This is a genomic window from Falsiroseomonas sp. HC035 (assembly GCF_050563525.1).
Lineage (GTDB): Bacteria > Pseudomonadota > Alphaproteobacteria > Acetobacterales > Acetobacteraceae > Falsiroseomonas.
In genome coordinates this window covers 106673-127956 of record NZ_JBNXUN010000013.1, presented here as the reverse complement: position 1 = coordinate 127956, position 21284 = coordinate 106673, and the positions used below count along the sequence as shown (strand labels likewise).

The following is a 21284-nucleotide window of genomic DNA, read 5'->3' as shown; positions in this document are numbered from 1 at the left end:
CCGGGCGGGGCGACCGCAGGGGAAAGCAACGGATGGCGGAAGACGACGGCTTCGAGAAAAGGCTCCGGCAGGCCCGGGCGCGGCAGGGGATGGATCCCAAGCCGGGCCTCAACGGTCCCCTGCCATCGAGCAATTGGGGTGTCGGTTTCCGCGCGGGTGTCGAGGTCGTCTCGGCGCTGATCGTGGGTGTGGCCATCGGCTGGTTCCTGGACCGCTGGCTGGGCACCTGGCCGTGGCTGTTCCTGCTGTTCTTCGTGTTCGGCAGCGTCGCCGGGGTCATGAACGTGTTTCGGCTGTTCAACCCGCGCAACGCTGCGAAGAAGTAGGCACTGATTGAGGCTGCCGCGGTGGCGGCGTCGGGAGATATCGCGTGGCCGCCGAAGGACAGACGATCGACGCGCTGAGCCAGTTCCAGCTGATCCCCATGCTGGGCCCGGTCGGCTCCGCGGTGGGCTTCTCGCAGTCCAATGCGCATATGCTGCTGGCGGCGGGGCTGATCACGGCGCTGATCATGTTCGGCATGTCGAAGCGTGCGGTGGTGCCGGGGCGGCTGCAGTCGCTGGCGGAAGCCTCCTACGAATTCGTCCAGGGCCTGGTCGTCGGCCAGGTCGGGCATGAGGGGAAGCGCTTCTTCCCCTTCGTCTTCACGCTGTTCATGTTCGTGCTGTTCGGCAACCTGCTGGGCCTGCTGCCCTACGCCTTCACCTTCACCAGCCACATCGCGGTGACCTTCGCGCTGGCGGCCCTGGTGTTCGTGCTGATCACGGTGGTGGCGCTGGCGCTGCACGGCACGAAGTTCTTCGGATACTTTTTCCCGGAAGGCGCGCCGATCTGGCTGGCGCCGATCATCATTCCGGTCGAGATCGTGTCCTACCTCTCGCGGCCGGTCAGCCTTTCGATCCGGCTTTTCGCGAACATGGTCGCCGGCCACGTCATGCTGAAGGTGTTCGCCACCTTCGTCGTGCTGCTCGGTGGGCTTGGCGCCGTGGGCCCGCTGGTGGCGGTCCTGCCGCTGACGGTCAACGTCGCCCTGGTCGGGTTCGAGGTCCTGGTGGCGTTCCTCCAGGCCTATGTGTTCGCCATCCTGACCAGCATCTACCTGCACGACGCGGTGCACCTGCACTGATCGCTCGGACAGATTTCCTGACAACTTGAATCAGCAAAGGGCAACCTGATGGATCCCGCAGCCTACGTCGCCGCCTACAAGGCCCTCGGGGCCGGCATTGCCGTTATCGCGCTGTTCGGCGTCGGCCTCGGCATCGGCAACATCTTCTCCGCGCTGATCACCAGCGTGGCGCGCAACCCGGCGGCCCGCGACGCGGTGTTCCCGATCGGCATTCTGGGCTTCGCGCTCACGGAAGCCGTCGCGCTGTTCGCACTGCTGATCGCCTTCCTCATCCTGTTCACCTGATCCGCCGGCCGGTCCCACGGGGCCGGCCAGTGCAGGGGTTCGGGGCGCGCCGCCGATGGGTGGCGCGCGGTTGGGACGCTGACGAGGGACACCATGCCGCAGCTCGATTTCGGCAACCCGTTGATGATCGCCCAGATCGTCTGGTTGTTCATCATCTTCGGGGTCCTCTACTACGTGCTGTCCACCTACGCGCTGCCGCGCGTGGAGGCGGTGCTGGAGGATCGCCGGCGCCGGATCGAGGGCGACCTCGAAGCCGCGCAGGGGGCCAAGGCGGAAGCCGATGCGGCCATCGCCGCGCATCGCGAGGCGACGAACAAGGCTCGTGCGGAAGCACAGGCGGCCATCGCCGCCGCCATGCAGTCCGCACAGGCCGAGGCCTCGGCACGGTCTGAGGCGCTGGCCGCAAGGCTGGCCGAACAGATCAACGCCGCCGAGTCGCGCATCGCCGCGGCACGGGATTCGGCCATGGGCGCGCTGCGCCAGGTCTCGACCGAGACTGCGGAGGCGCTGATGCAGCGCCTGACCGGGCAATCGGAGCCGGCCGCCGTTGGCGCCGCCGTGGATCGTGCCCTCGCCGCCCGCGGCCAGGGCTGAGGAGCACGCCATGGACACGACCTATCACGGCTACGAGCATTTCTGGCTGAACCCGACCTTCTGGGTCGCGATCTCCTTCATCCTGTTCGTGCTGCTCGTCGGCCGCACGGCCTGGGCGCGCATCACCTCGATGCTCGACGCCCGCGGCGCCCGCATCCAGGCGGATCTCGCCGATGCCTCCCGCCTCCGGGCCGAGGCCGAGGCGCTGCGCCAGCAGGCGGAAGCCGACCGCGCCGCCGCCCTCGCGGAGGCCGAGGACATGATCGCCCGCGCCCGCGTCGAGGCTGGCCGCGTCGCCGAGGCCGCGGCGCTGGAGGCCGAGCAGTCGGCCAAGCGGCGGGAGCGTATGGCGCTCGACCGTATCGCCGCCGCGGAGGCCGGTGCCATCGCCGAAGTCCGCAACGCCGCCGCCGAGATCGCCGTCGCGGCGACGCGGGAGTTGCTGACGGAGACCATGGACGCCAAGAAGGACGCCGCGCTGATCGACAGCGCGGTCGCCGACCTGCCGCGGGCCCTGCGCGCCGCCTGAAGCCGTACATATCGCCGGGCCTGCCCGAGGGGGTCTCCGCAGGGAGGCCCCCGTTTTATTTTGTTGCCGACGGGGGTAGGCTCGGGGCGTCTATCGTTCGGGAGAACTTCGTGCGCCGTAGTCTTATTGCCGCCGCGCTGGTCGCGGGCACCGCCCTCGCCACCCCATCCGCCGTCCAGGCCAACCTGTTCCGCTGGGCCAATGACGGCGACGTCAATTCCATGGATCCCTACGCCCGGCAGGAAACCTTCCTGCTGATGTTCAACGGCAACATCTACGAGCCGCTGGTCCGCCGGAACCGCCAGTTGCAGGTCGAGGCCTCCCTCGCGGAGCGCTGGGAACAGCCGAGCCCGACCGTGTGGCGCTTCCACCTGCGCCGCGGCGTGACGTTCCAGGACGGCACGCCCTTCACCGCCGACGACGTCGTCTTCTCCTACGAGCGCGCCAAGGGCCCCGGCTCCAACGTCGGCGGCAGCCTGGCCTCCGTGAAGGAAGCCCGCGCGATCGATGCCCATACGCTGGAGGTCGAGACCACCGCGCCGAACCCGATCTTCCTCGAGGAGATCACCGGCATCGGCATCATGTCGCGCCAATGGGCCGAGGCGAACAATGCCACGCGCAGCGCCGACCTGACCACAGGTGCCGAGAATTTCGCGACGCGCAACGCGATGGGCACCGGTCCCTTCCGGCTGGTCTCGCGCGAGCCGGATCGCCGCACCGTCCTGGCGCCGAACCCCGGCTGGTGGGACAAGCCGGAGCACAACCTGACGCGGGTCGAGTTCAACGTCATCTCGAACGATGCGACCCGCGTCGCGGCGCTGCTGAGCGGCGAGGTGGACATGGTCTACACCGTGCCGCCGCAGGACACGCAGCGCCTGTCGCGCACCGCCAACATCACCATCCACCAGCAGGCGGAACTGCGCACCATCTACTTCGGCTTCGACCAGCAGCGCGCGGAGCTGCTGAAGTCCGACGTGCGTGGCCGCAACCCGTTCCAGGACGTGCGGGTGCGCCGCGCCGTCAACCACGCCATCGACCGTGCCGGCATCGTCCGCACCGTCATGCGCGGCCAGGCGCGCGCCACCGGCCTGATGATCGGCCCGGGCGTCAACGGCCACACCGACGCGCGGGACCAGATCCCGGAATACAACCCTGACATGGCCCGTCGCCTGCTGACGGAAGCCGGTTATCCCAACGGCTTCGGCGTGACGCTGGACTGCCCGAACGATCGCTACGTGAACGATGAGGCGATCTGCACCGCAGCCGTCGCCATGCTGGCCCGGATCGGCATCCGTGTGACACTGAATGCGCAGACCCGCGCGCGCTACTTCGCCGAGATCCTGGGCCCGCGCTACAATACCAGCTTCTACATGCTCGGCTGGACGCCCAACACCTACGACGCCCACAACGCCTTCTTCAACCTGATGGCGTCGCGGGAGGGCAACCGCGGCCTGTTCAACGTCGGTGGCTTCAACAACGCCCGCTTCGACGAACTGGTGAACCTGATGGCGGTGGAGACCGATGTCGCCAAGCGCGCGGGCATGATCGAGGAAGCCATGCGCATCCATACCGAACAGGCCGGCCACGCGCCGCTGCACCAGCAGACGGTGATCTGGGCCGCGCGCAACAACATCCAGTTGCAGCAGCTCGCCGACAACTGGTTCCCGTTGCGCTTCGTCCGCGTCGGCAACTGATTTACGCGCCGGGGAGGGCGTTCGCGCCCTTCCCATCTACGTCAGCTAGGCTGACTTATCATGCCCCTGGCGCATGGGTGCATTGTTCCTCTTGGTGGCTCCGCCGCGACCGGCTATTGCGATAGCATCCAGCCGCACGCAACAAAGGCCAAGCGCCATGACCGCTTCCTTCCCCACCACCCGCACGCGCACGCCGAAGCCCCGGCCGGCCGATGCCGCACTGGTCTTCGGCAAATCCTTCACGGACCACATGTTCCTGATGGACTATGAGGACGGAAAGGGCTGGCATGACCCGCGCATCGTCCCCTACGCGCCGCTGGTGCTCGACCCCGCCACAACGGTGTTGCACTACGCCCAGGCGGTGTTCGACGGGCTGAAGGCGTTCCGCGGGCCGGACGGCGCGATCCGCCTGTTCCGCGCGCAGCGCCACGCCGAACGCCTCGGCAAGTCCTGCGCCGGCCTGTGCATCCCGGCCCCCGATGCCGAACTGGTGCGGCAATCCTTCGAGGCGCTGGTGGCGGTGGACCATGAATGGGTTCCGCGCACCCAGGGCACGGCGCTGTACATCCGCCCGACCGTGATCGCCACGGACGTGATGCTCGGCGTGCATCCCTCGCACCGCTACACCTATTTCGTCATCTGCTCCCCGGTCGGCGCCTACTACAAGGAAGGCGTGAAGCCGGTGCGCATCCTGGCGACGGATACCCATGTGCGCGCGGTGCAGGGCGGCCTGGGCGAACTCAAGGCCGCCGCCAACTACGCCGCCTCGCTCGCCGCGCAGCAGGACGCGGAGCGCCAGGGCTACACCCAGGTGCTCTGGCTGGATGGCGTGGAGCGGCGCTGGATCGACGAAGTCGGCACCATGAACATCATGATGCGCATCGGCGACGAAGTGGTGACCCCGCCGCTGGCCGGCACCATCCTGGACGGCGTGACGCGCAATTCGATCCTGACGCTGCTGCGCGACTGGGGCCTGACCGTCTCCGAGCGCCGGATCAGCATCGAGGAGGTCATGCAGGCCGGCCGCGACGGCACCCTGACCGAGATGTGGGGCACCGGCACCGCCGCCGTGGTCTCCCCGATCGGGGAGCTGGGCTACAAGGGGGAGCGGATGCGGATCGGCGACGGCAACACGGGCGCGCTGACCCGCAAGCTGTACGACGCCATCGTCGGCATCCAGTACGGCACCGCGCCGGACCCGCATGGCTGGACCAGCACGGTGCAGGTGCCGGTCGAGGCGTAGCTGAAAAGCCCTCTCCCCCTTGGGGGAGAGGGTTGGGGTGAGGGGGCCGCCCGCCCTACCCGTCGCCCTCCAGCCGGTCGATGTCATCGTCGGAAAAGCCGAAATGGTGCGCGATCTCGTGGATCAGCACGTTGCGCACCAGCCGGAACAGGTCCTCCCCGGTCTCGACCCATTCCAGAAGGATTGGCTCGCGGTACAGCGTGATGCTGTCGGGCTCCCCCGGCGCGTCGAAGACGGATTTCTGCGTCATCGGCGTGCCGCGATACAGACCGGTCAGCGCCCAGGGGCTTTCGAAGCCGAGTTCGGCGGCGGTCTCGTCATCCGCCACCTCCTCCACCACGATGGCGGCGCCGCGCACCAGGTCGCGCAGCTCCTTGGGGATGGCGGAGAAGGCCTGTTCGGCCATCTCCACGATGTCCTCGAGCGTGGGGGGATGGTTGAAGCGGGTCATCCGCTGCTTCCTTCCCGCCGCGGCACGTCTCGTCAACCCCCACCGGCAACCCCCACCGGCAACCCCCACCGGAGCCCGCCATGATCCGCCCCCTCGATTCCGCCGCCCGCGCCGAACTTTCCCGAAATCTGCCGCACTGGTCGCTGGTGGAGGGAAGGGATGCCATCCGCCGGCGGTTCCGTTTCGCCGATTTCTCGGCTGCCTGGGGGTTCATGTCGCGCGTCGCCCTGGTGGCGGAGCGGATGGACCATCATCCGGAGTGGTCGAATGTCTGGAACCGGGTGGAGATCCTGCTGACCACGCACGACGCCGGCGGGCTGTCCGAGCGCGACGTCGCCATGGCGCAGGCCATCGACCAGATCGAGCCGGCCCGCTTGATGTAGATGCTGGTCAGCCGCCCATTCTCTCGCCTACCTTTCGATTCACAAGCGCCAAGCGGCGCCGCAGCCAGGGAGTGGATGGGATGATGCAACGCAGGACAATTCTGGGAGGCGCGCTGGCCGCACCGGTGCTGCTGGCCGGCCGTGGGGCTTTGGCACAGGGCTCCGGCCCGATCCGCATCGCGACCGCCGGGCCGATGACGGGGCAATACGCGGCCTTCGGCGGCCAGATGCGGGAAGGTGCGCAGCAGGCGGTCACCGACCTCAACGCCGCCGGCGGCGTGCTCGGCCGGCAGTTGGCGCTCGAGATCGGCGACGATGCCTGCGATCCGCGCCAGGCGGTTTCCGTCGCCAACCAGCTCGCCTCCCGCCAGGTGGCGCTGGTCGCCGGCCATTTCTGCTCCGGTAGCTCGATCCCGGCCAGCAAGGTTTATGGTGACGAGGGCGTGCTGCAGATCAGCCCGGCCTCGACCAACCCGGCCTATACCGACGCCGGCGGCTGGAACACGTTTCGCGTCTGCGGGCGCGACGACCAGCAGGGGCTCGTCGCCGGTCGCTACATCGCGCAGAACATGCGCGACCGCCGTATCGCCATCCTGCACGACAACACCGCCTATGGCCGCGGCCTGGCGGAGGAGACCAAGAAGTCGCTGAATGCGGCCGGGGTGCAGGAGACGCTGTTCTCCGCCTATACGCCGGGCGAGCGCGACTATTCCGCCATCGTCTCCCGCCTGCAGCAGGCGCAGATCGGCGTGCTGTATGTCGGCGGCTACCACACCGAATCCGGACTGATCCTGCGCCAGGCGAAGGAGGTCGGGCTGAACCTGACGCTCATCGGTGGCGATGCGCTGGTGACCAACGAGTTCTGGCAGATCACCGGCGCGGCGGGGGAGGGCACGCTGATGACCTTCAGCAGCGACCCCCGCAAGCGCCCGACGGCGGCGCAGGTGGTGCAGCGCTTCCGCGCCCGCAACGTCGATCCCGAGGGCTACGTCCTGTACACCTACGCCGCCATGCAGATCTGGGCGGCGGCGGCGACGCGGGCCGGCGGGACGGATCCGCGGCGGATCGCGGCGCTGCTGAAGTCGGGTGGCCCCTGGGCCAGCGTGCTCGGCGACATCAACTTCGACCAGAAGGGCGACGTCACCGTGCCGGACTACGTCTTCTACGTCTGGCGCAACGGCAGCTACGCCGAGATGTGAGGCGGGCGGGGCCGCGCCGCAGCCAGCAGCGCGGTCCCGACCAGCCCCACCAGCGCCGCCGCCAGCAGCGGCGCGGCTCTCTGGCCTGCCGCGTCCATGGCGAGCGCCAGGGCCGGCGGCGCCAGCAGCAGCGCCACGCCCCGCGCGGTATACAGCCGCCCGAGCAGGCCGCCGAGATCCCGACCTCCGAAGCCATCCGCCGCGAAGGCCGGCAGCAGCGCCACGAAGCCGCCCTGCAACGCCCCGAACAGCAGCGCGAAGGCCTGCAAGCCCGGCAGCCCCGGCGCCAGCGCCCACAGGCCGAGGCTTGCCGCCATCGCGGCGCTGCATGCCAGGAAGACGCGCGCCCGCCCCAGGGCATCGGCCAGCGCCGCCAGCAGGAACCGCCCGGCGATGGTGCCGAGGCCGAGCAGCCCCAGCAGCCCCAGCGCCGCATCGCGCGGCAGGCCCAGGTCGCGCGCCGTCGCCACCAGCAGCGCATGCGGCAGGGTGCTGGGCAGGGAGACCAGCACCAGGCCGCACCAGATGGGCACGAAGCTGTAGCCGTTGGCGGGCGCTGCCTCGGCCGGACGAAGGTGCACCGCGAGGGCTTGCAGTGGCGCCCCATCCAGCAGGGCCGCGCCCACCAACCCGATGCCGGACAGCACGATCGCCAGCACCACGAAGGCCAGCCGCCAGTCGCCGGGCGCCAGCAGGGCCTCTGCCGCCGGCGGAACCAGGGCAGTGCCGACGCCGATGCCGCTGACCGCGATGCCGGAGGCGAGCCCGCGGTGCCGCCGGAAGCGGGCCTGGACGCCGGCCATCGCCGGCACATAGGCAAAGCCGGTGCCGAGGCCGATCAGCAGGCCGTAGCCGGCATGCACCTCGAGCAGACTGCGGGCGCTGGCCGCGACCAGCAGGCCAAGGCCCACCAGCAGCATGCCCGCCAGTGCCGGCACCCGTGCGCCAATCCGGTCCGCCAGCGGCCCGGACAGCGGCGAGACGAAGAAGCAGGAGGCGCCACTGATGGCGAAGACCAGGGTCAGATTGGCGCGGCCGGTGCCGAACTCGTCGGCGATCGGCTCGGCGAAGGCGGCGTAGGAATAGATCGCGCCGTAGCCCGCCAGCAGCACCAGGAAGGCGCCCGCCACCACGCGCCAGCGCGCCAGGTCCGGCTGGACCGGAGCCGGCACCGCCGGCTGCACCACCGAATGGACCGCCGGCTGGGCGAGCGCCCGCCGGCTCATCGCCGCCACAGCCGGCGCAGCAGGCGCCCCATTGCGGTCCGCATCGCCTGCGCCGCCATGGTGCGCGTGGCGATCTCGGCCGCCTCCCAGGACCCGGTGCGGGCGGCCGAGTGCAGGATCGCGGCGTGGCGCTCGGGGGTCATGGCAGCGTCCTGTGCGGGCGGCGCCGCGATATCGGGCCGCGGCGGCAGTGGCACTTCCCAGGCCTCGGGCGGCGGAAGGCGGGTGGCCTGCTGCTGCGCGGTCATTGGCGTTCACCCCGCGCGGCGAACTGGTGCGCCAGCCAGGCAGCCACCTGGTCCGCCACGGCCTGGGCCGCCGCCGGGTTGGGGCTGACGCGCCGCCGGCCACCGAGCGGGTCGGGCATCAAGGCGCTGCCCGGCGCCAGCTCCGGCCGCACGTCCCAGCCATGGCTGAGGCCGGGCACGCCGCGGATCACGCCCGCCGGCGGTTCCTCCAGCGCGATGCAGTCGTCCGCATCCGGCGCGGCGCGGCCGAACACCAGCAGGGACGGCATCCAGTCCGGCAGCGCCAGCCCGGTGCAGCCCGGATCGACCGCGACGACCGGCCCACCCGCCTCCGCCGCCGCCAGCGCCGCCCGGCCTCCGGCGCCCAGCCCGATCAGGCCAAGCTGTCCCGCCGCGACGCCGGGTTGCGCCGCCGCCCAGGTCAACGCCACCCCGGCCGCCATGGTCGAGGAGGCCGGGTCGGTGCCCGGTCCGCCCCGCTCCGAGGCGATGCCGAGGCCGAGCACCAGGCTGGCGATGCCGTTGCGCTCCAGCGCCGCGACATAGGGTGCGGCGCGGCCCTCGTCGCCAAGCGCATCGGGCAGCAGCACCACCAGCGGCACCGCATGGGCTCTCTCCGGCCGCTGCAACTGCGCCGTACCGACCGGGGCGGGCAGCTCGTGGTGGGTCGGCGGGCCGGCCGTGGCGGGCGCGGCGAGCACGAGGGCGGCAGGCGCGGCCGCCAGGGTCAGCATCAGGGCGGCTGCATGGTGCGCCAGCCTGCTGCCCAAAGGGATTACTCCGTTCATCTGCGTGGCTCCTGTCCAGCGGACCCGGCATGGTCCGGGCTGGCGAAGCGGAGCAGCGGGCGGCGCCTTCGGTCCCGAAGTCCGCACGAAATCTTCGCGAAACCTTGCCCGGGCAGGCTTCGCGCCAGCCCAACACCGGAACCGAGGGCAGCCGAGATGACGCGCTATCCTGCCCGTCCCGTCGGGAGGCCGTTGCCGCCATGACCGCCGCGCCGCAGCTGCGCATCGGAAGCCGGTCGCTCGACCCGGATCGGGGCGTGCTGCGCTGCGCCGACGGCGCCGGCGTGTCGCTGCGGCCGAAGACGCTGGAGTTGCTGCTGCTGCTGCACCGGCATGGCGGCAGGGTGGTGCCGCGCAGCGAGATCCTGGACGCGCTGTGGCCCGACCTGCACGTCACCGACGACAGCATCACGCAATGCGTGGTCGAGCTGCGCCGCGCCCTCGGCCCGGATGCCGCGCTGCTGCGGACCGTGGCGAAGCGGGGCTACCTGCTGGAAGCCGAAGCGGCCGCCACCACGCCACAGGCGGTCCCCGCGGCGGCGCGCAGCGTGCCGGTGGTGGCGCTGCTGCCGTTCCGGCTGCTGCCGGATGCCCCGGACCTGGCCCTGGTGGCGGAGGGTATCCTGGATGGCATCGTCGGTGCGCTGGCAGGGCTGCGCGAGCCGGTGGTGATCTCCGCCAACTCGACGCGGCACCTGGCGGCCGAGGCTGACCTGCCCTCGGTCGGACAGCGCCTCGGCGCGCAGTACGTCACCGCCGGCACGCTGCGCCGCGCCGGGGACCGGCTGCGCCTGGGCATGGAGCTGGCGGAGGCGCAGACCGGCCGGGTGCTGTGGCAGCGATCCTTCGACCTGGTGGACGCCGCGCTGTTCGAGACGCAGGACCGCATCGCCGCCATCATCGCCCACACCCTGGCACCGCGCGTCCAGGAGGCCGAGCTGCGCGTCGCCCGGCAGGCGCCGCCCCGCGTGCTCGGCGCCTACCACCTGCTGCTGCAGGCCCGGCAGATGGTGTTCCGGCTGGAGCCGCAGGCCTTCGAGACGGCGGGCGAGATGCTGCGGCAGGCGATCGCGCTCGATCCCAGCTTCGCCCCCGGCTACGCGGCGCTGGGCGATTGGCATTCGCTGCGCATCGGCCAGGGCTGGTCGCCCGATGCGGCGGCGGAGACCGAGGCGCTGGAGGCCGCGGTGCGCACGGCGCTGGACCTCGACCCCGGCAACGCACGTGCGCTCGCGCTGCTCGGCCACAGCCACACCGTGCTGCGCCGCCGCTACGACGATGCGGTGACGCATTTCGACCGCGCCTTGGAGGCGGCGCCGAACGATGCCGAGGTCTGGCTCCGCAGCAGCCCGACCTATGCCTTCATGGGCGAGGGGCGGGAAGCGCTGCGGCGCGCGGACCAGGCGCTGGCCCTGTCGCCGGAGGACCCGCTGATCTTCCGCTACCAGCACTACAAGGCGATCGCGCATTACGCGGCGGATGAGCTGGAGGCGGCGGCGGAATGGGGGCTGCGCTCGCAGCGGGCCAACCCGCACTACACCTCCAACCTGCGCCTGACCGCGGCATCGCTGGCCGCGCTCGGCCGGCTCGCGGAGGCGCGGCCGCTGGTCGACCAGGTGATGGCGCTGGAGCCGGACTCCCGCGCCTCCCTCGTCGCCGCCCGCACGCCCTACCGCGACCCCGCGACGCGGGAGCTGTACCGGAGGCGCGTGGCGGCGGCCGGGCTGCCGGCCTGAACCGCGCGTTTTTCCCATTTGGCCTGCCTGCGTGGAAGGAGCGGAGACGATGTCGGGAGGTGTTTCGACGGATGGTGGCCATGATGGAGGTCACGACGGTGGCCATTTGGGCGGCCTCGGCCTGTCCAGCCTCAACCTGCTCGCGGGCCTCGATGCCGAGCCGGGCGAGTTCCCGCTGCTGTCCGGAGCCGGCTTTCCGAAAGCCGCCTTCGCGCCGCGCTTCCGCGCCCAGGTGCTGCTCGCGGAGTTCGCCGGCACGGATTGGCGCGCCGCGGCGCCGAAGGCGCCGAACAATGCCGAGGACGCGCTGAAGGACGAGATCAAGCTGCTGCTGGGCAAGATACCCCTGCGTGCCGGACGTGCCACCGAGATCCGCGCGCAGTCGGACAATCTGGCCGGGGCCTGGCTGCGGCTGCTGATGGCGGATGCCGGGGGGCGGCCGGCGGCCGTCACGCTGGTCTCGCTGGCGCTGGCCGCCGGGCACATGGTGGGCCTGCACTGGAAGTGGCACTTCCTCCGCCCCCGCCCGGTGCAGGTCTATCCGGCGCTGATGCCGATGATCCCCGCGCCGCCGCACGCCTCCTACCCCAGCAACCACAGCTTCCACTCGCATCTGATCGCCGGCCTGCTGCATGCGGCCATGGCGCCGGGACTGCGGCCCGGCGTCGCCGGCCCCTTCGATGCGCTGGCCGACCGCATCGCGCAGAACCGGGAGGTGGCCGGGGTGCATTTCCCCAGCGACACCCGGGCCGGCGAGGCGCTGGCCGCGGCGATGCTGCCGCGCCTGCTGGGCCTGCCAGGGGTGCAGGACCTTCTCGGGCAGGTGCAGGCCGAGTATCCCGGCGTGGTCGCCACGGCCGGCCCGGTGAACCCGCCGGCCCTGCGTCCAGTGCCGAATGGTGGCGGACCCAGCCCGTGAGCGAATTCCTGCGCAGGGCCAGCGCAGAGCTTCAGCTCAACGAATCCGAGATGCGCCTGTTCGCCCGGGCCGCGATCCGCAACTTCGACGCGCTGGCGGACCTGCTGGCGCTGAGTCCCTCGTTGTCACGTGAACTGGCGCGCCATGGCATCCGGCGCGAAGCGCTGCTGCGGCGGCTGGAAGGCCTGGTTTCGCCGGCCTACCGCGAGGCCCGCGACGCGCCCTTCGTGCCGCCACCCCAGGTGCCGGGCGCCGCTGAACCCGCGCCAAGCCCGCCGCGTCCCGGCGCGCCCATCCTGCAGCCGCCGCGCTGGCCCGGCATCGGCCTGGTGCCCGGCTTGGCGGATGACGCCGAGGTTCCGCTGCCGGAGAGCCTTCTCGACTGGCCGGTGCGCAACCAGCAGCTTCGCCCAACCTGCGTCGGCTTCGCCGTGGCCTCGGCGCTGGAACGCGGGCGCGGGGCACCGGCGGCGGAAAAGCTCTCCGCCATGTTCGTCTACCAGCGCGCCCTGGCCCGCCGGCGCGAGACCCTGGCACCGGAGGCCTTCGCGGCCGAGGCCGGTGGCACGAGGCTGGGCGACGCGGCGGAGGTGCTGGCGCAGGAGGGCATCTGCGGCGAGGCGCTGTGGGAGGATGACGTGCCGCTGGAGGCGGAGCCGCCGCCGCCGATCCTCGCCGCCGCCGCGCCGAACCGCGTCCCGCGCAGCTTCCACTGGGACATCCCCTTCGGCACGCCACGCCCGCCCAACGTGGCGCGGGTGGTGCTGGACCTGCTGGTGGATCGCGGCGTCGTCGTCATCGCGCTGCCGGTCTTCAAGGACCCCGATGCGCCGGAGGGCCTGACGAACTGGTCGTCGCCGCGGGCGCGCCGCCACGGCATCGTGCCCGACCCGCTCCTGCCGCCGTGGCAGAAGGTGGCCGGACACGCCGTCTGCGTGCTCGGCTTCCAGCCGGATGCGGCGGAGGCGCGGGGCGGCTGGTTCATCTTCCGCAACAGCGTCGGCGCCGATTGGGCGAGCGGCGCGCCGAACCGGTTGAGCCTCGACCTGCCGCAGGTGCCGGCGCGCGGCTGGGGCGCGATCTCCGCCAGCCATGTCGAGGGCTTCTGCTGGGAGATCTGGGCGCCGCCCAGGCCGCCGGGCTGAGCCGCTACTCCACCCGCATCCCGGTCGCCTGCACCACCTGCCGCCACTGCGCGGAGGCGCGGGCGACCCAGGCCTCGGCGGCGGCGCCATCCCCGGCCTCCGGCGTCACCGCCCAGTTTGCCAATCGGGCCTGCGCCGCCGGATCGGCGAAGACGGCGGCGACCCAGCGTCCGATCGCATGGCGCTGCGCCTCCGGCACGCCGGCGGGCGCCATCAGCAGGTAGGCGAAGCGGATGTCGAAGCCGGGGTGGCCCTGTTCGGCCACCGTCGCGACATCCGGCAGCAATGCCAGGCGCTCCGGCCCGGAGATCGCCAGCGCCCGCAGCCTTCCGTCCTTGACGAATTCGGCGCCGCCCGAGATCGCGATGAAGCCGGCCTGGACGCGCCCGGCGAGCAGTTCCGTCACCGCCTAGGCGTTGCCGCGGAACGGCACGTGTTCCAGCGCGCCACGCGGCAGGCCCAGCGTGTGGCCGAGATTGGCCATCGCCAGATGCCCCGGCGAGCCATAGCCGGCCGATGCGTACAGCAGCGGTTGCCGCCGCGCCGTCGCCAGGAATTCCGCAAGGGTGGAAATGCCGCTGGTCGGGTGCACCAGCAGAACCACCGGATAGGTGCCGGCGACCGCCACCGGCTGCAGCGCCGAAGCCTCGAAGCCCATGCTGCCGTAGATGAAGGGGTTCACCGTGAAGGTGCTGTCGATCGCCAGCAGCAGCGTGCGGCCATCCGGCGCGGCGCGGGCGGCGAGGCCGGCGGCGATGTTGCCGTTGGCACCCGGACGGTTGTCCACGATGGCATTGCCCAGGCCGTGCCGCGGCGCGGCTTCCGCCAGCAGCCGGGCGATGCCGTCCAGCGCCGCGCCGGGCGGGAAGGCGGCGATGATGCGTAGCGTGTCGCCCTGCGCGAAAGCGGGCCGTGCGGCCAGGCTTCCGGCGAGGCCGAGCGCCAGGCGTCGGGACAGCGGCATCCAGACCTCCCATGATGATTTCTTGCGGCCTATGCTGGACGCCTGACCGGGGAGGGACAAGGCCGATGGCCGTGCGCAACGTGCTGTTCATCATGTGCGACCAGCTGCGCTGGGACCACATGGGTTGCGCCGGCCACCCGTTCCTGAAGACGCCGAACCTGGATGCCCTGGCCGCCCGCGGCGTGCGCTTCGCCCAGGCCTATGTGCAGTCGGGCATCTGCGGCCCATCCCGCATGTCGACGTACACTGGGCGCTATGTCTCGACCCATGGCGCGACCCACAACCGCGTGCCGCTCTCGGTGGGGGAGGTGACGCTGGGCTGGCACCTGCGGGAGGCTGGGCGCACCCTGGCGCTGGCCGGCAAGACGCATGTGCTGCCCGACGCGCACGGCATGAAGCGGCTTGAGCTCGACGGTCAGAGCGATATCGCCGCGCTGCTGGAGGAAGGCTGGTTCACCCTGGTGGACCGCCATGACGGCCACCACGCCGAGCCCGACAGTGCCTACGCCGAGTGGCTGCGCAGCAAGGGCTACGACAGCGCCGACCCCTGGACCGACTACGTGATCGCCGTGCAGGACGAACAGGGCGGCATCCACAATGGCTGGAAGATGCGCAACGCGCGGCTGCCGGCGCGGGTGGCCGAGGAACACAGCGAGACCGCCTACACCACCGACCAGGCGATCCGGTTCATGGAGGCGCAGGGGGACAAGCCCTGGGTGCTGCACCTGTCCTACGTCAAGCCGCACTGGCCCTACATCGCGCCCGCGCCCTACCACGCGATGTATTCGCCGAACCAGTGCCTGCCGGTGTCCCGCCACGCCGCCGAACGCGGTGCTGATATCCATCCCCTGATGCGCGAATGGCAGAAGGAGGAAGTTTCGGAAAACTTCCAGTCGGACGACTGCATCGCCACGGTCCGCCCGGCCTACCAGGGCCTGATCACCCAGCTCGACGACCATCTCGGCCGGGTGTGGGAGGCGCTGACGCGGCTTGGCCGCTGGGACGACACGCTGGTGGTGTTCTGCTCCGACCACGGCGACTACCTCGGGGATCATTGGCTGGGCGAGAAGGAGCTGTTCCACGACTGCATCCAGCGCGTGCCCTTCCTGGTCTATGATCCCTCGCCCGAAGCGAACGCCACGCGCGGGACGGTGGAGCAGCGCTTCGTCGAATCGATCGACCTGGTGCCGACCTTCCTGGACGCGCTCGGCCTCGACCCGGCGCCGCACCTGCTGGAGGGACGCTCGCTGCTGCCGTTGACGCGCGGCACCGCGACCGGCTGGCGCGATGCGGTGGTGTCCGAGCTGGACTGGACCTTTCGCGGCGCGCGGCGGCGGCTTGGCCTGCCGACCGGGCACCACCACGCCTGGATGCTGCGCGACGCGCGCTGGAAATACGTGCACTGGACCAGCGGCTATCGCCCACAACTGTTCGACCTGCACGCCGACCCGGAGGAGTTCTTCGACCTTGGTGCCGACCCGGCGCTGGAGGGCGTGCGGGCGGCGATGCGCGAACGGCTGCTGGCCTGGTTCACCGGCCTGAAGCGCCGCACCACGCTGACCTGGGCGGAGGCCGAACTGCGCACGGACCGGCACAAGGCGGCCGGCGTCTTCCTGGGGGAATGGTAGGGCGGCTGTTCACGACCCTGCGACCGGCGGTTGCGCCAGGGCAGGGCTTCGCGTTGTGTGACCCGGCTCCGCAAGGACCGCGCACGCAACGGGAGGAAGACGGATGAGGAAACTCCTCGGCGCAACGCTGGCCATGCTGGTCGCCTGGGCACCCGCGCAGGCGCAGGTGACGCTGGCGATTTCCTGCGGCGCCGTCGGTGTCGAATTTCAGCTCTGCCGCGAGGGGGCTGAAGCCTGGGCGCGAGAGACCGGCAACCGCGTGCAGCTGGTCTCGACGCCGAGCGGCAGCACGGAACGTCTGGCCCTGTACCAGCAGCTTCTGTCAGCCGGATCGGCCGATATCGACGTGCTGCAGGTGGACGTGGTCTGGCCCGGCACGCTGGCGGGGCATCTGCTGGACCTGAAGGGCCGGGTGGAGACGGAGGGCGTTTTCCCCGCGCTCGTCCGCAACAACACGGTGGACGGACGGCTGGTGGCGATGCCGTGGTTCACGAATGCCGGCGTCCTGTACTTTCGGCGCGACCTGCTGGACCAGCACGGCCGGGCTGTTCCCGAGACCTGGCAGGACATGGCCGAGACGGCGCGCCACATCATGCAGGCCGAACGTGCCGCCGGGAATGATCGTATCTGGGGCTACGTCTTCCAGGGCCGCGCCTATGAGGGGCTGACGGTAAATGCGCTGGAATGGGTGGCGAGCCATGGCGGCGGCACCATCGTGTCAGACGACGGCACCGTTACCATCAACAACCCGAACGCCATCCGCGCCATTGAACAGGCCGCCGGCTGGGTCGGCCATATCACCCCGCGCGGCGTGCTGAACTACGCCGAGGAGGAAGCGCGCGGCGTATTCCAGTCGGGCAACGCGGTGTTCATGCGCAACTGGCCCTATGCCTGGCCGCTGCTGAATGCGGAGGACAGCGCGGTGCGTGGCAAGGTCGGCGTCGCACTGCTGCCGAAAGGCGGCGCGCAGGGCCGGCACAGCGCGACGCTGGGCGGCGAACAGCTCGCCGTCTCGCGCTATTCGCGTCATCCGGATGCGGCTGTGGAGCTGGTGCGCTACCTGACCAGCCAGGCGGAACAGAAGCGCCGCGCCATCGCCGGCAGCTTCAACCCGACGCTGGAGCCGCTGTACCGGGACCAGGAGATCATCACGGCGAATCCCTTCTTCGCCGACCTGTACGACAGCTTCGTCAACGCCGTGGCCCGTCCCTCCGGCGTCACCGGCGGGCGCTACAATCAGGTCTCGGCGGAATTCTGGAACGCCGTGCACAACGTGCTCTCGGAGCAGGCGGAGGCCGCGCCGGCGCTGGCGCGGCTGGAGCGCAACCTGCGTCGCGTCGGGCGTAACGGGCGGTGGTGAGCGGATCGACGCTCGCACGGCAGAGAACCCGCGCCGCCTGGCTGTTCCTGCTGCCGGTCCTGGTCACCATCACCGCGGTGGCCGGCTGGCCATTGGCACGCACCATCTGGTTCTCGCTGACCGATGCACGGCTCGACACGCTGGATGACTTCGCCTTCGTTGGGCTGGAGAATTACGGCTTCCTGTTCACTGATCCCGACTGGTGGATCGCGGTGCGCAACACGCTGGTCTTCGCCGGCGCGTCCGTGACGCTGGAGACGCTGCTCGGCATCATCATCGCGCTGGTGCTGAACACGCGGATGCGCGGGCGCGGGCTTATGCGCGCCGCCATGCTCATCCCATGGGCGATCCCGACCGTGGTCTCCGCGCAGATGTGGGGCTGGATGCTGCATGACCAGTACGGCGTGCTCAACGAGATCCTTCTGAATTTGGGCCTGATCGCGGAGCCGCGCGCCTGGACCGCGAACCCCGCGACCGCCATGGCCTCCGTCATCGCCGTCGATGTCTGGAAGACGACGCCCTTCATGGCGCTGCTGGTGCTGGCGGCGCTGCAACTGCTGCCGGATGAGCTGTACGAGGCGGCGGAGATCGACGGCCTCGGCCCAGTCGGCCGCTTCTTCCGCATCACGCTGCCGCTGATCTGGCCGGCGCTGATGGTCGCCGTCATCTTCCGCACGCTGGACGCGCTACGGGTGTTCGACCTGATGTATGTCCTGACCGGCAACAGCCGCGCCACCGCCTCCATGTCCGTCTATGCGCGGCAGCAATTGGTGGATTTCCAGGATGTCGGCTACGGGTCCGCCGCCGCCACCGGGCTGTTCCTGGTGATCGCGGTGGTAACGGCGCTGTTCATCACCTTCGGACGCGTAAGGCTCGGCGCGGAGCCCGGTCGATGAAGAAGGTCCTTGGCCGCGCCGCCTTCTTCCTGCTGGTGCTGGTGATCGTCGCCTACACGGTGTTCCCGTTCTACTGGGCCATCGTGTCGTCGCTGAAGTCGGGCAGCGCGCTGTTCGAGGCGGAGTTCTGGCCGTCCTCACCGCAATGGTCGAACTACGCCGCGGTGTTCCAGGGCCAGCCCTTCGGCCGCAACATCCTGAATTCCGTCATCGTCGCGGGGTCCGTCGTCGCGCTGTCGCTGTTCCTCGGCGTCACCGCCTCCTATGCCCTGGGGCGCGTGCAGTTCCGTGGTCGGACGATGCTGCTGCTGGTGATCCTCGGCGTGTCGATGTTCCCGCAGGTCGCGGTGCTGTCGGGGCTGTTCGAGCTGATCCGCGCGCTCGGCCTATACAACAATCTGGCCGGGCTGGTGCTGAGCTACCTGATCTTCACGCTGCCCTTCACCGTCTGGGTGCTGACCACCTTCATGCGGGAGATGCCGGTGGAACTGGAGGAAGCCGCGATGATGGACGGTGCCTCGCCCTGGGTGGTGCTGACCCGCATCTTCCTGCCGCTGCTGGGACCTGCGATGGCAACCACCGGCCTGCTCGCCTTCATTGCCGCCTGGAACGAGTTCCTGTTCGCGCTGACCTTCACCCTGACGGATGAGATGCGCACCGTGCCCGTCGCGATCGCGTTGATCAGCGGGGCCAGTTCGTTCGAGCTGCCCTGGGGCCGCATCATGGCCGCCAGCGTCATCGTCACCGTGCCTCTGATCCTGCTGGTGCTGGTGTTCCAGCGCCGCATCGTCTCCGGCCTGACGGCGGGGGCGGTGAAGGGCTGAGCTCGGTGCCGGCTCAGCCGGTGCGCGCCTGGCCGTCCAGCAGCGCGAGCACATGCTCGGCCGTCTTGCCGATATGCGCGGCCAGCTGCCCGGCCGCCTCCGCATCCCGCGCCAGCGCCAGGTCCGCCAGGCGGACATGAACGCCCAGCATGTGGTCCCAATCTTGGAAGGCGATCTTCATGACGCGGCGGTAGCGGGTCTTCTGCACATACAGCTCCTCGCAGAACCGCTTGAGCGAGGGCAGGGGGCAGCCGGCGATCAGCGCGGCGTGGAAGCGATGGTGCCGCGCCTCGTAGCGGTCCAGCCAGTCCTCGCTTCCCGGGTCGCGGCGGCCAATCTCGTGCCGCAGCAGCGACAGCGCCGTGACGATCCCATCCTCCCATTCCGCATCGCCGGACTGCATCGCCAGGCGCAGCGCCTCCGGCTCCACGATCTGGCGGGACCGGGTGATGTCGTCCAGGTGGGCGCGGGTGACGGGTGGCACGGAGAAGCCCTTCTGCCCCTCCAGCACCACCAGCCCCTCCGCCGCCAGCCGGGCCAGCGCCTCCCGCAGCGGGGTGGCGCCAAGGCCGTACTTGGCCGTCAGGTCGCGCAACCGCAGCCGTGCCTTCGGCGCCAGGCTACCGGCGACGATGTCGTGCCGCAGCCGCCGGGCCGCAGATTCAGCCAACGTCGAATCAGGGGTTTGTTCGATCATTGGCGGAATTTATATTTCCTCTAGGCAAGCGCTGTCCAGCGCGACATCATGCGCGCATGGAAACGCCCAACGAAACGCATGATGCCGCCCTGCGGTCCTGGGTGGGATCGGCCCATGCGCCGGACACCGACTTCCCGATCCAGAACCTGCCGCTCGGCGTGTTCTCCCGCTCCGGCGGCGCGCCGCGCATCGGCATGGCGATCGGCGACCAGGTGCTGGACCTGCGTGCCGCCGGCGAGGCCGGGCTGCTCGAGGATGCGGAGGTCCTGTCGGCGCCGACGCTGAACCCGCTGATGGCCCGCGGCCGCGAGACCTCGGCCCGGCTGCGCGCGGGCGCCTCCCGGCTCCTGCGGCAAGGCGGCGCGGGCCAGGCGCGGGCCGGGGAGATCCTGGTGCCGATGGCGGAGGTTGCGATGCACCTGCCGGCCGTGGTCGCCAACTTCACGGACTTCATGGTCTCCCGCGACCATTCCGCCCGGCTGGGCGCGCTGAAGAACCCGCAGGCGCCGCTGCCGCCGGCCTTCGAGCATCTGCCGATCGCCTACCATTCCCGCGCCTCCTCGCTCCGCGTCAGCGGCACGCCGGTGGTGCGGCCGCACGGGCAGCGGCGGGAAGCCGATGGCAGCGTGACCTTCGGCCCGGAACGGCGGCTGGACTTCGAGCTGGAACTGGCGATCTGGATCGCCGGGGAGAACGCGCTGGGCACACCGGTGCCGATGCGCCAGGCGCCGTCGCGGCTGTTCGGCTACGGCCTGTTGAACGACTGGTCGGCGCGGGAGATCCAGATGCTGGAAATGCCGCCGCTCGGCCCCTTCCTGGGCAAGAGCCTGGGCACCACCGTCTCCCCCTGGGTGGTGACGGCGGAGGCGATGATCCCCTTCGCCACCGGGGCCGCGCGACGGCCCACGGGCGACCTGCCGGTGCCCGCGCATCTTCATGCCACCGGCGGGCAGTTGTCCGTCGCCATGCAGGTGCTGCTGCTGACGCCCGCGATGCGCGGGGCGGGCGTGGCCCCGGCGCGCATCACCGCCACGGATTTCGCCGCGATGTACTGGACGCCGGCGCAGCTCGTCGCCCATCACGCCTCGAACGGGTGCAGCCTGCTGCCCGGCGACCTGTTCGGCAGCGGCACCTGTTCCGGCCCCGAGGACGGCGCCCGCGCCTGCCTCGCCGAGATCGCGCTGACCGGCCCCATCACGCTGCCGAACGGGGAAGAGCGACGTTTCCTGGAGGATGGCGACGAGGTGATCTTCCGCGCGCGGGCGCATGCGCCGGGCGCCGTGCCGATCGGCTTCGGCGAGTGCCGCGCCGCGGTCCTGCCGGCACCGGCCTGGCCCGACTGAAACAAC

At 70.8% G+C, this 21284-nt stretch carries 22 protein-coding genes and 1 pseudogene; 17 read left to right on the top strand and 6 right to left on the bottom strand.

The window, feature by feature from the left end:
- The first annotated feature begins 32 nt into the window (after nucleotides 1-32).
- From ACLF3G_RS22645 to ACLF3G_RS22615, 7 genes are all read left to right on the top strand, one after another.
- Complete coding sequence (locus ACLF3G_RS22645; RefSeq protein WP_430671683.1) at nucleotides 33-326, top strand: AtpZ/AtpI family protein; 294 nt, start codon at nucleotides 33-35, stop codon at nucleotides 324-326.
- 44 nt (nucleotides 327-370) lie between these two features.
- Nucleotides 371-1126: a F0F1 ATP synthase subunit A gene (locus ACLF3G_RS22640; protein ID WP_430671682.1), complete on the top strand. Its 756-nt coding sequence runs from the start codon at nucleotides 371-373 to the stop codon at nucleotides 1124-1126.
- A gap of 48 nt (nucleotides 1127-1174) precedes the next feature.
- A complete protein-coding gene (locus ACLF3G_RS22635; RefSeq protein WP_430671681.1) occupies nucleotides 1175-1411 on the top strand; it encodes an ATP synthase subunit C family protein in 237 nt (78 codons plus the stop codon).
- A 93-nt stretch (nucleotides 1412-1504) separates the two neighbouring features.
- Nucleotides 1505-2005, top strand: coding sequence for a F0F1 ATP synthase subunit B' (locus ACLF3G_RS22630; RefSeq protein WP_430671680.1), 501 nt, complete (start codon nucleotides 1505-1507; stop codon nucleotides 2003-2005).
- Between the two features lie 10 nt (nucleotides 2006-2015).
- Nucleotides 2016-2534: a F0F1 ATP synthase subunit B gene (locus tag ACLF3G_RS22625; RefSeq protein ID WP_430671679.1), complete on the top strand. Its 519-nt coding sequence runs from the start codon at nucleotides 2016-2018 to the stop codon at nucleotides 2532-2534.
- A 110-nt stretch (nucleotides 2535-2644) separates the two neighbouring features.
- Nucleotides 2645-4228, top strand: coding sequence for an ABC transporter substrate-binding protein (locus tag ACLF3G_RS22620; protein WP_430671678.1), 1584 nt, complete (start codon nucleotides 2645-2647; stop codon nucleotides 4226-4228).
- 157 nt (nucleotides 4229-4385) lie between these two features.
- On the top strand, nucleotides 4386-5471 hold the full coding sequence (locus ACLF3G_RS22615) for a branched-chain amino acid aminotransferase (protein WP_430671677.1): 1086 nt from the start codon (nucleotides 4386-4388) through the stop codon (nucleotides 5469-5471).
- Nucleotides 5472-5526: 55 nt separating this feature from the next.
- Here ACLF3G_RS22615 and ACLF3G_RS22610 read toward each other — a convergent pair whose 3' ends face one another.
- Nucleotides 5527-5922, bottom strand: a complete 396-nt coding sequence (locus ACLF3G_RS22610) for a metallopeptidase family protein (RefSeq protein WP_430671676.1) — start codon at nucleotides 5920-5922, stop codon at nucleotides 5527-5529.
- An 80-nt stretch (nucleotides 5923-6002) separates the two neighbouring features.
- On the opposite strand from ACLF3G_RS22610, the gene ACLF3G_RS22605 reads away from it, so the two are divergent.
- Entirely contained in the window at nucleotides 6003-6305 is a 303-nt protein-coding gene (locus ACLF3G_RS22605) for a 4a-hydroxytetrahydrobiopterin dehydratase (RefSeq protein ID WP_430671675.1), read from the top strand.
- Between the two features lie 80 nt (nucleotides 6306-6385).
- On the top strand, nucleotides 6386-7504 hold the full coding sequence (locus tag ACLF3G_RS22600; RefSeq protein ID WP_430671674.1) for a branched-chain amino acid ABC transporter substrate-binding protein: 1119 nt from the start codon (nucleotides 6386-6388) through the stop codon (nucleotides 7502-7504).
- Here ACLF3G_RS22600 and ACLF3G_RS22595 read toward each other — a convergent pair.
- Genes ACLF3G_RS22595 through ACLF3G_RS22585 form a run of 3 tightly spaced genes read right to left on the bottom strand, consistent with a single transcriptional unit; the run spans nucleotide 7489 to nucleotide 9712 of the window.
- Nucleotides 7489-8730, bottom strand: a complete 1242-nt coding sequence (locus tag ACLF3G_RS22595; RefSeq protein WP_430671673.1) for an MFS transporter — start codon at nucleotides 8728-8730, stop codon at nucleotides 7489-7491. The two genes, ACLF3G_RS22600 and ACLF3G_RS22595, sit on opposite strands and share 16 nt — an antisense overlap.
- Entirely contained in the window at nucleotides 8727-8978 is a 252-nt protein-coding gene (locus tag ACLF3G_RS22590; protein WP_430671672.1) for a hypothetical protein, read from the bottom strand. Before ACLF3G_RS22590 ends, ACLF3G_RS22595 begins: the two co-directional genes overlap by 4 nt.
- The gene (locus tag ACLF3G_RS22585) at nucleotides 8975-9712 is read right to left on the bottom strand and encodes a hypothetical protein (protein ID WP_430671671.1); all 738 of its coding nucleotides are present in this window, start codon (nucleotides 9710-9712) and stop codon (nucleotides 8975-8977) included. Before ACLF3G_RS22585 ends, ACLF3G_RS22590 begins: the two co-directional genes overlap by 4 nt.
- Before the next feature lie 254 nt (nucleotides 9713-9966).
- On the opposite strand from ACLF3G_RS22585, the gene ACLF3G_RS22580 reads away from it, so the two are divergent.
- Genes ACLF3G_RS22580 through ACLF3G_RS22570 form a run of 3 tightly spaced genes read left to right on the top strand, consistent with a single transcriptional unit; the run spans nucleotide 9967 to nucleotide 13566 of the window.
- Nucleotides 9967-11502: a winged helix-turn-helix domain-containing protein gene (locus tag ACLF3G_RS22580; RefSeq protein WP_430671670.1), complete on the top strand. Its 1536-nt coding sequence runs from the start codon at nucleotides 9967-9969 to the stop codon at nucleotides 11500-11502.
- A gap of 49 nt (nucleotides 11503-11551) precedes the next feature.
- Nucleotides 11552-12421, top strand: coding sequence for a phosphatase PAP2 family protein (locus tag ACLF3G_RS22575; protein ID WP_430671669.1), 870 nt, complete (start codon nucleotides 11552-11554; stop codon nucleotides 12419-12421).
- Complete coding sequence (locus ACLF3G_RS22570; RefSeq protein WP_430671668.1) at nucleotides 12418-13566, top strand: hypothetical protein; 1149 nt, start codon at nucleotides 12418-12420, stop codon at nucleotides 13564-13566. The genes ACLF3G_RS22575 and ACLF3G_RS22570 overlap by 4 nt, the downstream gene beginning before the upstream one ends.
- 4 nt (nucleotides 13567-13570) lie before the next feature.
- Here the strand turns inward: ACLF3G_RS22570 and ACLF3G_RS22565 are convergent.
- A pseudogene (locus ACLF3G_RS22565) lies at nucleotides 13571-14530 on the bottom strand (Bug family tripartite tricarboxylate transporter substrate binding protein).
- 65 nt (nucleotides 14531-14595) lie between these two features.
- Between ACLF3G_RS22565 and ACLF3G_RS22560 the strand changes: the two are divergent.
- From ACLF3G_RS22560 to ACLF3G_RS22545, 4 genes are all read left to right on the top strand, one after another.
- Nucleotides 14596-16158 carry a sulfatase-like hydrolase/transferase gene (locus tag ACLF3G_RS22560; RefSeq protein ID WP_430671667.1) on the top strand — a complete coding sequence of 521 codons (1563 nt, stop codon included), beginning with the start codon at nucleotides 14596-14598 and terminating at the stop codon, nucleotides 16156-16158.
- Nucleotides 16159-16261: 103 nt separating this feature from the next.
- Nucleotides 16262-17518, top strand: coding sequence for an ABC transporter substrate-binding protein (locus ACLF3G_RS22555; protein WP_430671666.1), 1257 nt, complete (start codon nucleotides 16262-16264; stop codon nucleotides 17516-17518).
- A complete protein-coding gene (locus ACLF3G_RS22550; RefSeq protein ID WP_430671665.1) occupies nucleotides 17515-18414 on the top strand; it encodes a carbohydrate ABC transporter permease in 900 nt (299 codons plus the stop codon). The genes ACLF3G_RS22555 and ACLF3G_RS22550 overlap by 4 nt, the downstream gene beginning before the upstream one ends.
- Nucleotides 18411-19238 (top strand): carbohydrate ABC transporter permease, encoded by an 828-nt coding sequence (locus ACLF3G_RS22545; protein WP_430671664.1) that lies wholly within the window; start codon nucleotides 18411-18413, stop codon nucleotides 19236-19238. The genes ACLF3G_RS22550 and ACLF3G_RS22545 overlap by 4 nt, the downstream gene beginning before the upstream one ends.
- Before the next feature lie 13 nt (nucleotides 19239-19251).
- On the opposite strand, the gene ACLF3G_RS22540 is transcribed toward ACLF3G_RS22545, so the two are convergent.
- On the bottom strand, nucleotides 19252-19908 hold the full coding sequence (locus tag ACLF3G_RS22540) for a GntR family transcriptional regulator (protein ID WP_430671663.1): 657 nt from the start codon (nucleotides 19906-19908) through the stop codon (nucleotides 19252-19254).
- Nucleotides 19909-19991: 83 nt separating this feature from the next.
- Between ACLF3G_RS22540 and fahA the strand changes: the two genes are divergently transcribed.
- Entirely contained in the window at nucleotides 19992-21278 is a 1287-nt protein-coding gene (gene fahA, locus ACLF3G_RS22535; RefSeq protein ID WP_430671662.1) for a fumarylacetoacetase, read from the top strand.
- Nucleotides 21279-21284 lie beyond the last annotated feature (6 nt).

Coding starts and splice junctions, on each gene's coding strand:
- ACLF3G_RS22630 (WP_430671680.1), top strand. CDS start 1,505: ATGCCGCAGCTCGATTTCGGCAACCCGTTGATGATCGCCCAGATCGTC.
- ACLF3G_RS22635 (WP_430671681.1), top strand. CDS start 1,175: ATGGATCCCGCAGCCTACGTCGCCGCCTACAAGGCCCTCGGGGCCGGC.
- ACLF3G_RS22600 (WP_430671674.1), top strand. CDS start 6,386: ATGATGCAACGCAGGACAATTCTGGGAGGCGCGCTGGCCGCACCGGTG.
- ACLF3G_RS22625 (WP_430671679.1), top strand. CDS start 2,016: ATGGACACGACCTATCACGGCTACGAGCATTTCTGGCTGAACCCGACC.
- ACLF3G_RS22595 (WP_430671673.1), bottom strand. CDS start 8,730: ATGAGCCGGCGGGCGCTCGCCCAGCCGGCGGTCCATTCGGTGGTGCAG.
- fahA (WP_430671662.1), top strand. CDS start 19,992: ATGGAAACGCCCAACGAAACGCATGATGCCGCCCTGCGGTCCTGGGTG.
- ACLF3G_RS22580 (WP_430671670.1), top strand. CDS start 9,967: ATGACCGCCGCGCCGCAGCTGCGCATCGGAAGCCGGTCGCTCGACCCG.
- ACLF3G_RS22605 (WP_430671675.1), top strand. CDS start 6,003: ATGATCCGCCCCCTCGATTCCGCCGCCCGCGCCGAACTTTCCCGAAAT.
- ACLF3G_RS22645 (WP_430671683.1), top strand. CDS start 33: ATGGCGGAAGACGACGGCTTCGAGAAAAGGCTCCGGCAGGCCCGGGCG.
- ACLF3G_RS22590 (WP_430671672.1), bottom strand. CDS start 8,978: ATGACCGCGCAGCAGCAGGCCACCCGCCTTCCGCCGCCCGAGGCCTGG.
- ACLF3G_RS22555 (WP_430671666.1), top strand. CDS start 16,262: ATGAGGAAACTCCTCGGCGCAACGCTGGCCATGCTGGTCGCCTGGGCA.
- ACLF3G_RS22610 (WP_430671676.1), bottom strand. CDS start 5,922: ATGACCCGCTTCAACCATCCCCCCACGCTCGAGGACATCGTGGAGATG.
- ACLF3G_RS22615 (WP_430671677.1), top strand. CDS start 4,386: ATGACCGCTTCCTTCCCCACCACCCGCACGCGCACGCCGAAGCCCCGG.
- ACLF3G_RS22560 (WP_430671667.1), top strand. CDS start 14,596: ATGGCCGTGCGCAACGTGCTGTTCATCATGTGCGACCAGCTGCGCTGG.
- ACLF3G_RS22585 (WP_430671671.1), bottom strand. CDS start 9,712: ATGCTGACCCTGGCGGCCGCGCCTGCCGCCCTCGTGCTCGCCGCGCCC.
- ACLF3G_RS22575 (WP_430671669.1), top strand. CDS start 11,552: ATGTCGGGAGGTGTTTCGACGGATGGTGGCCATGATGGAGGTCACGAC.
- ACLF3G_RS22545 (WP_430671664.1), top strand. CDS start 18,411: ATGAAGAAGGTCCTTGGCCGCGCCGCCTTCTTCCTGCTGGTGCTGGTG.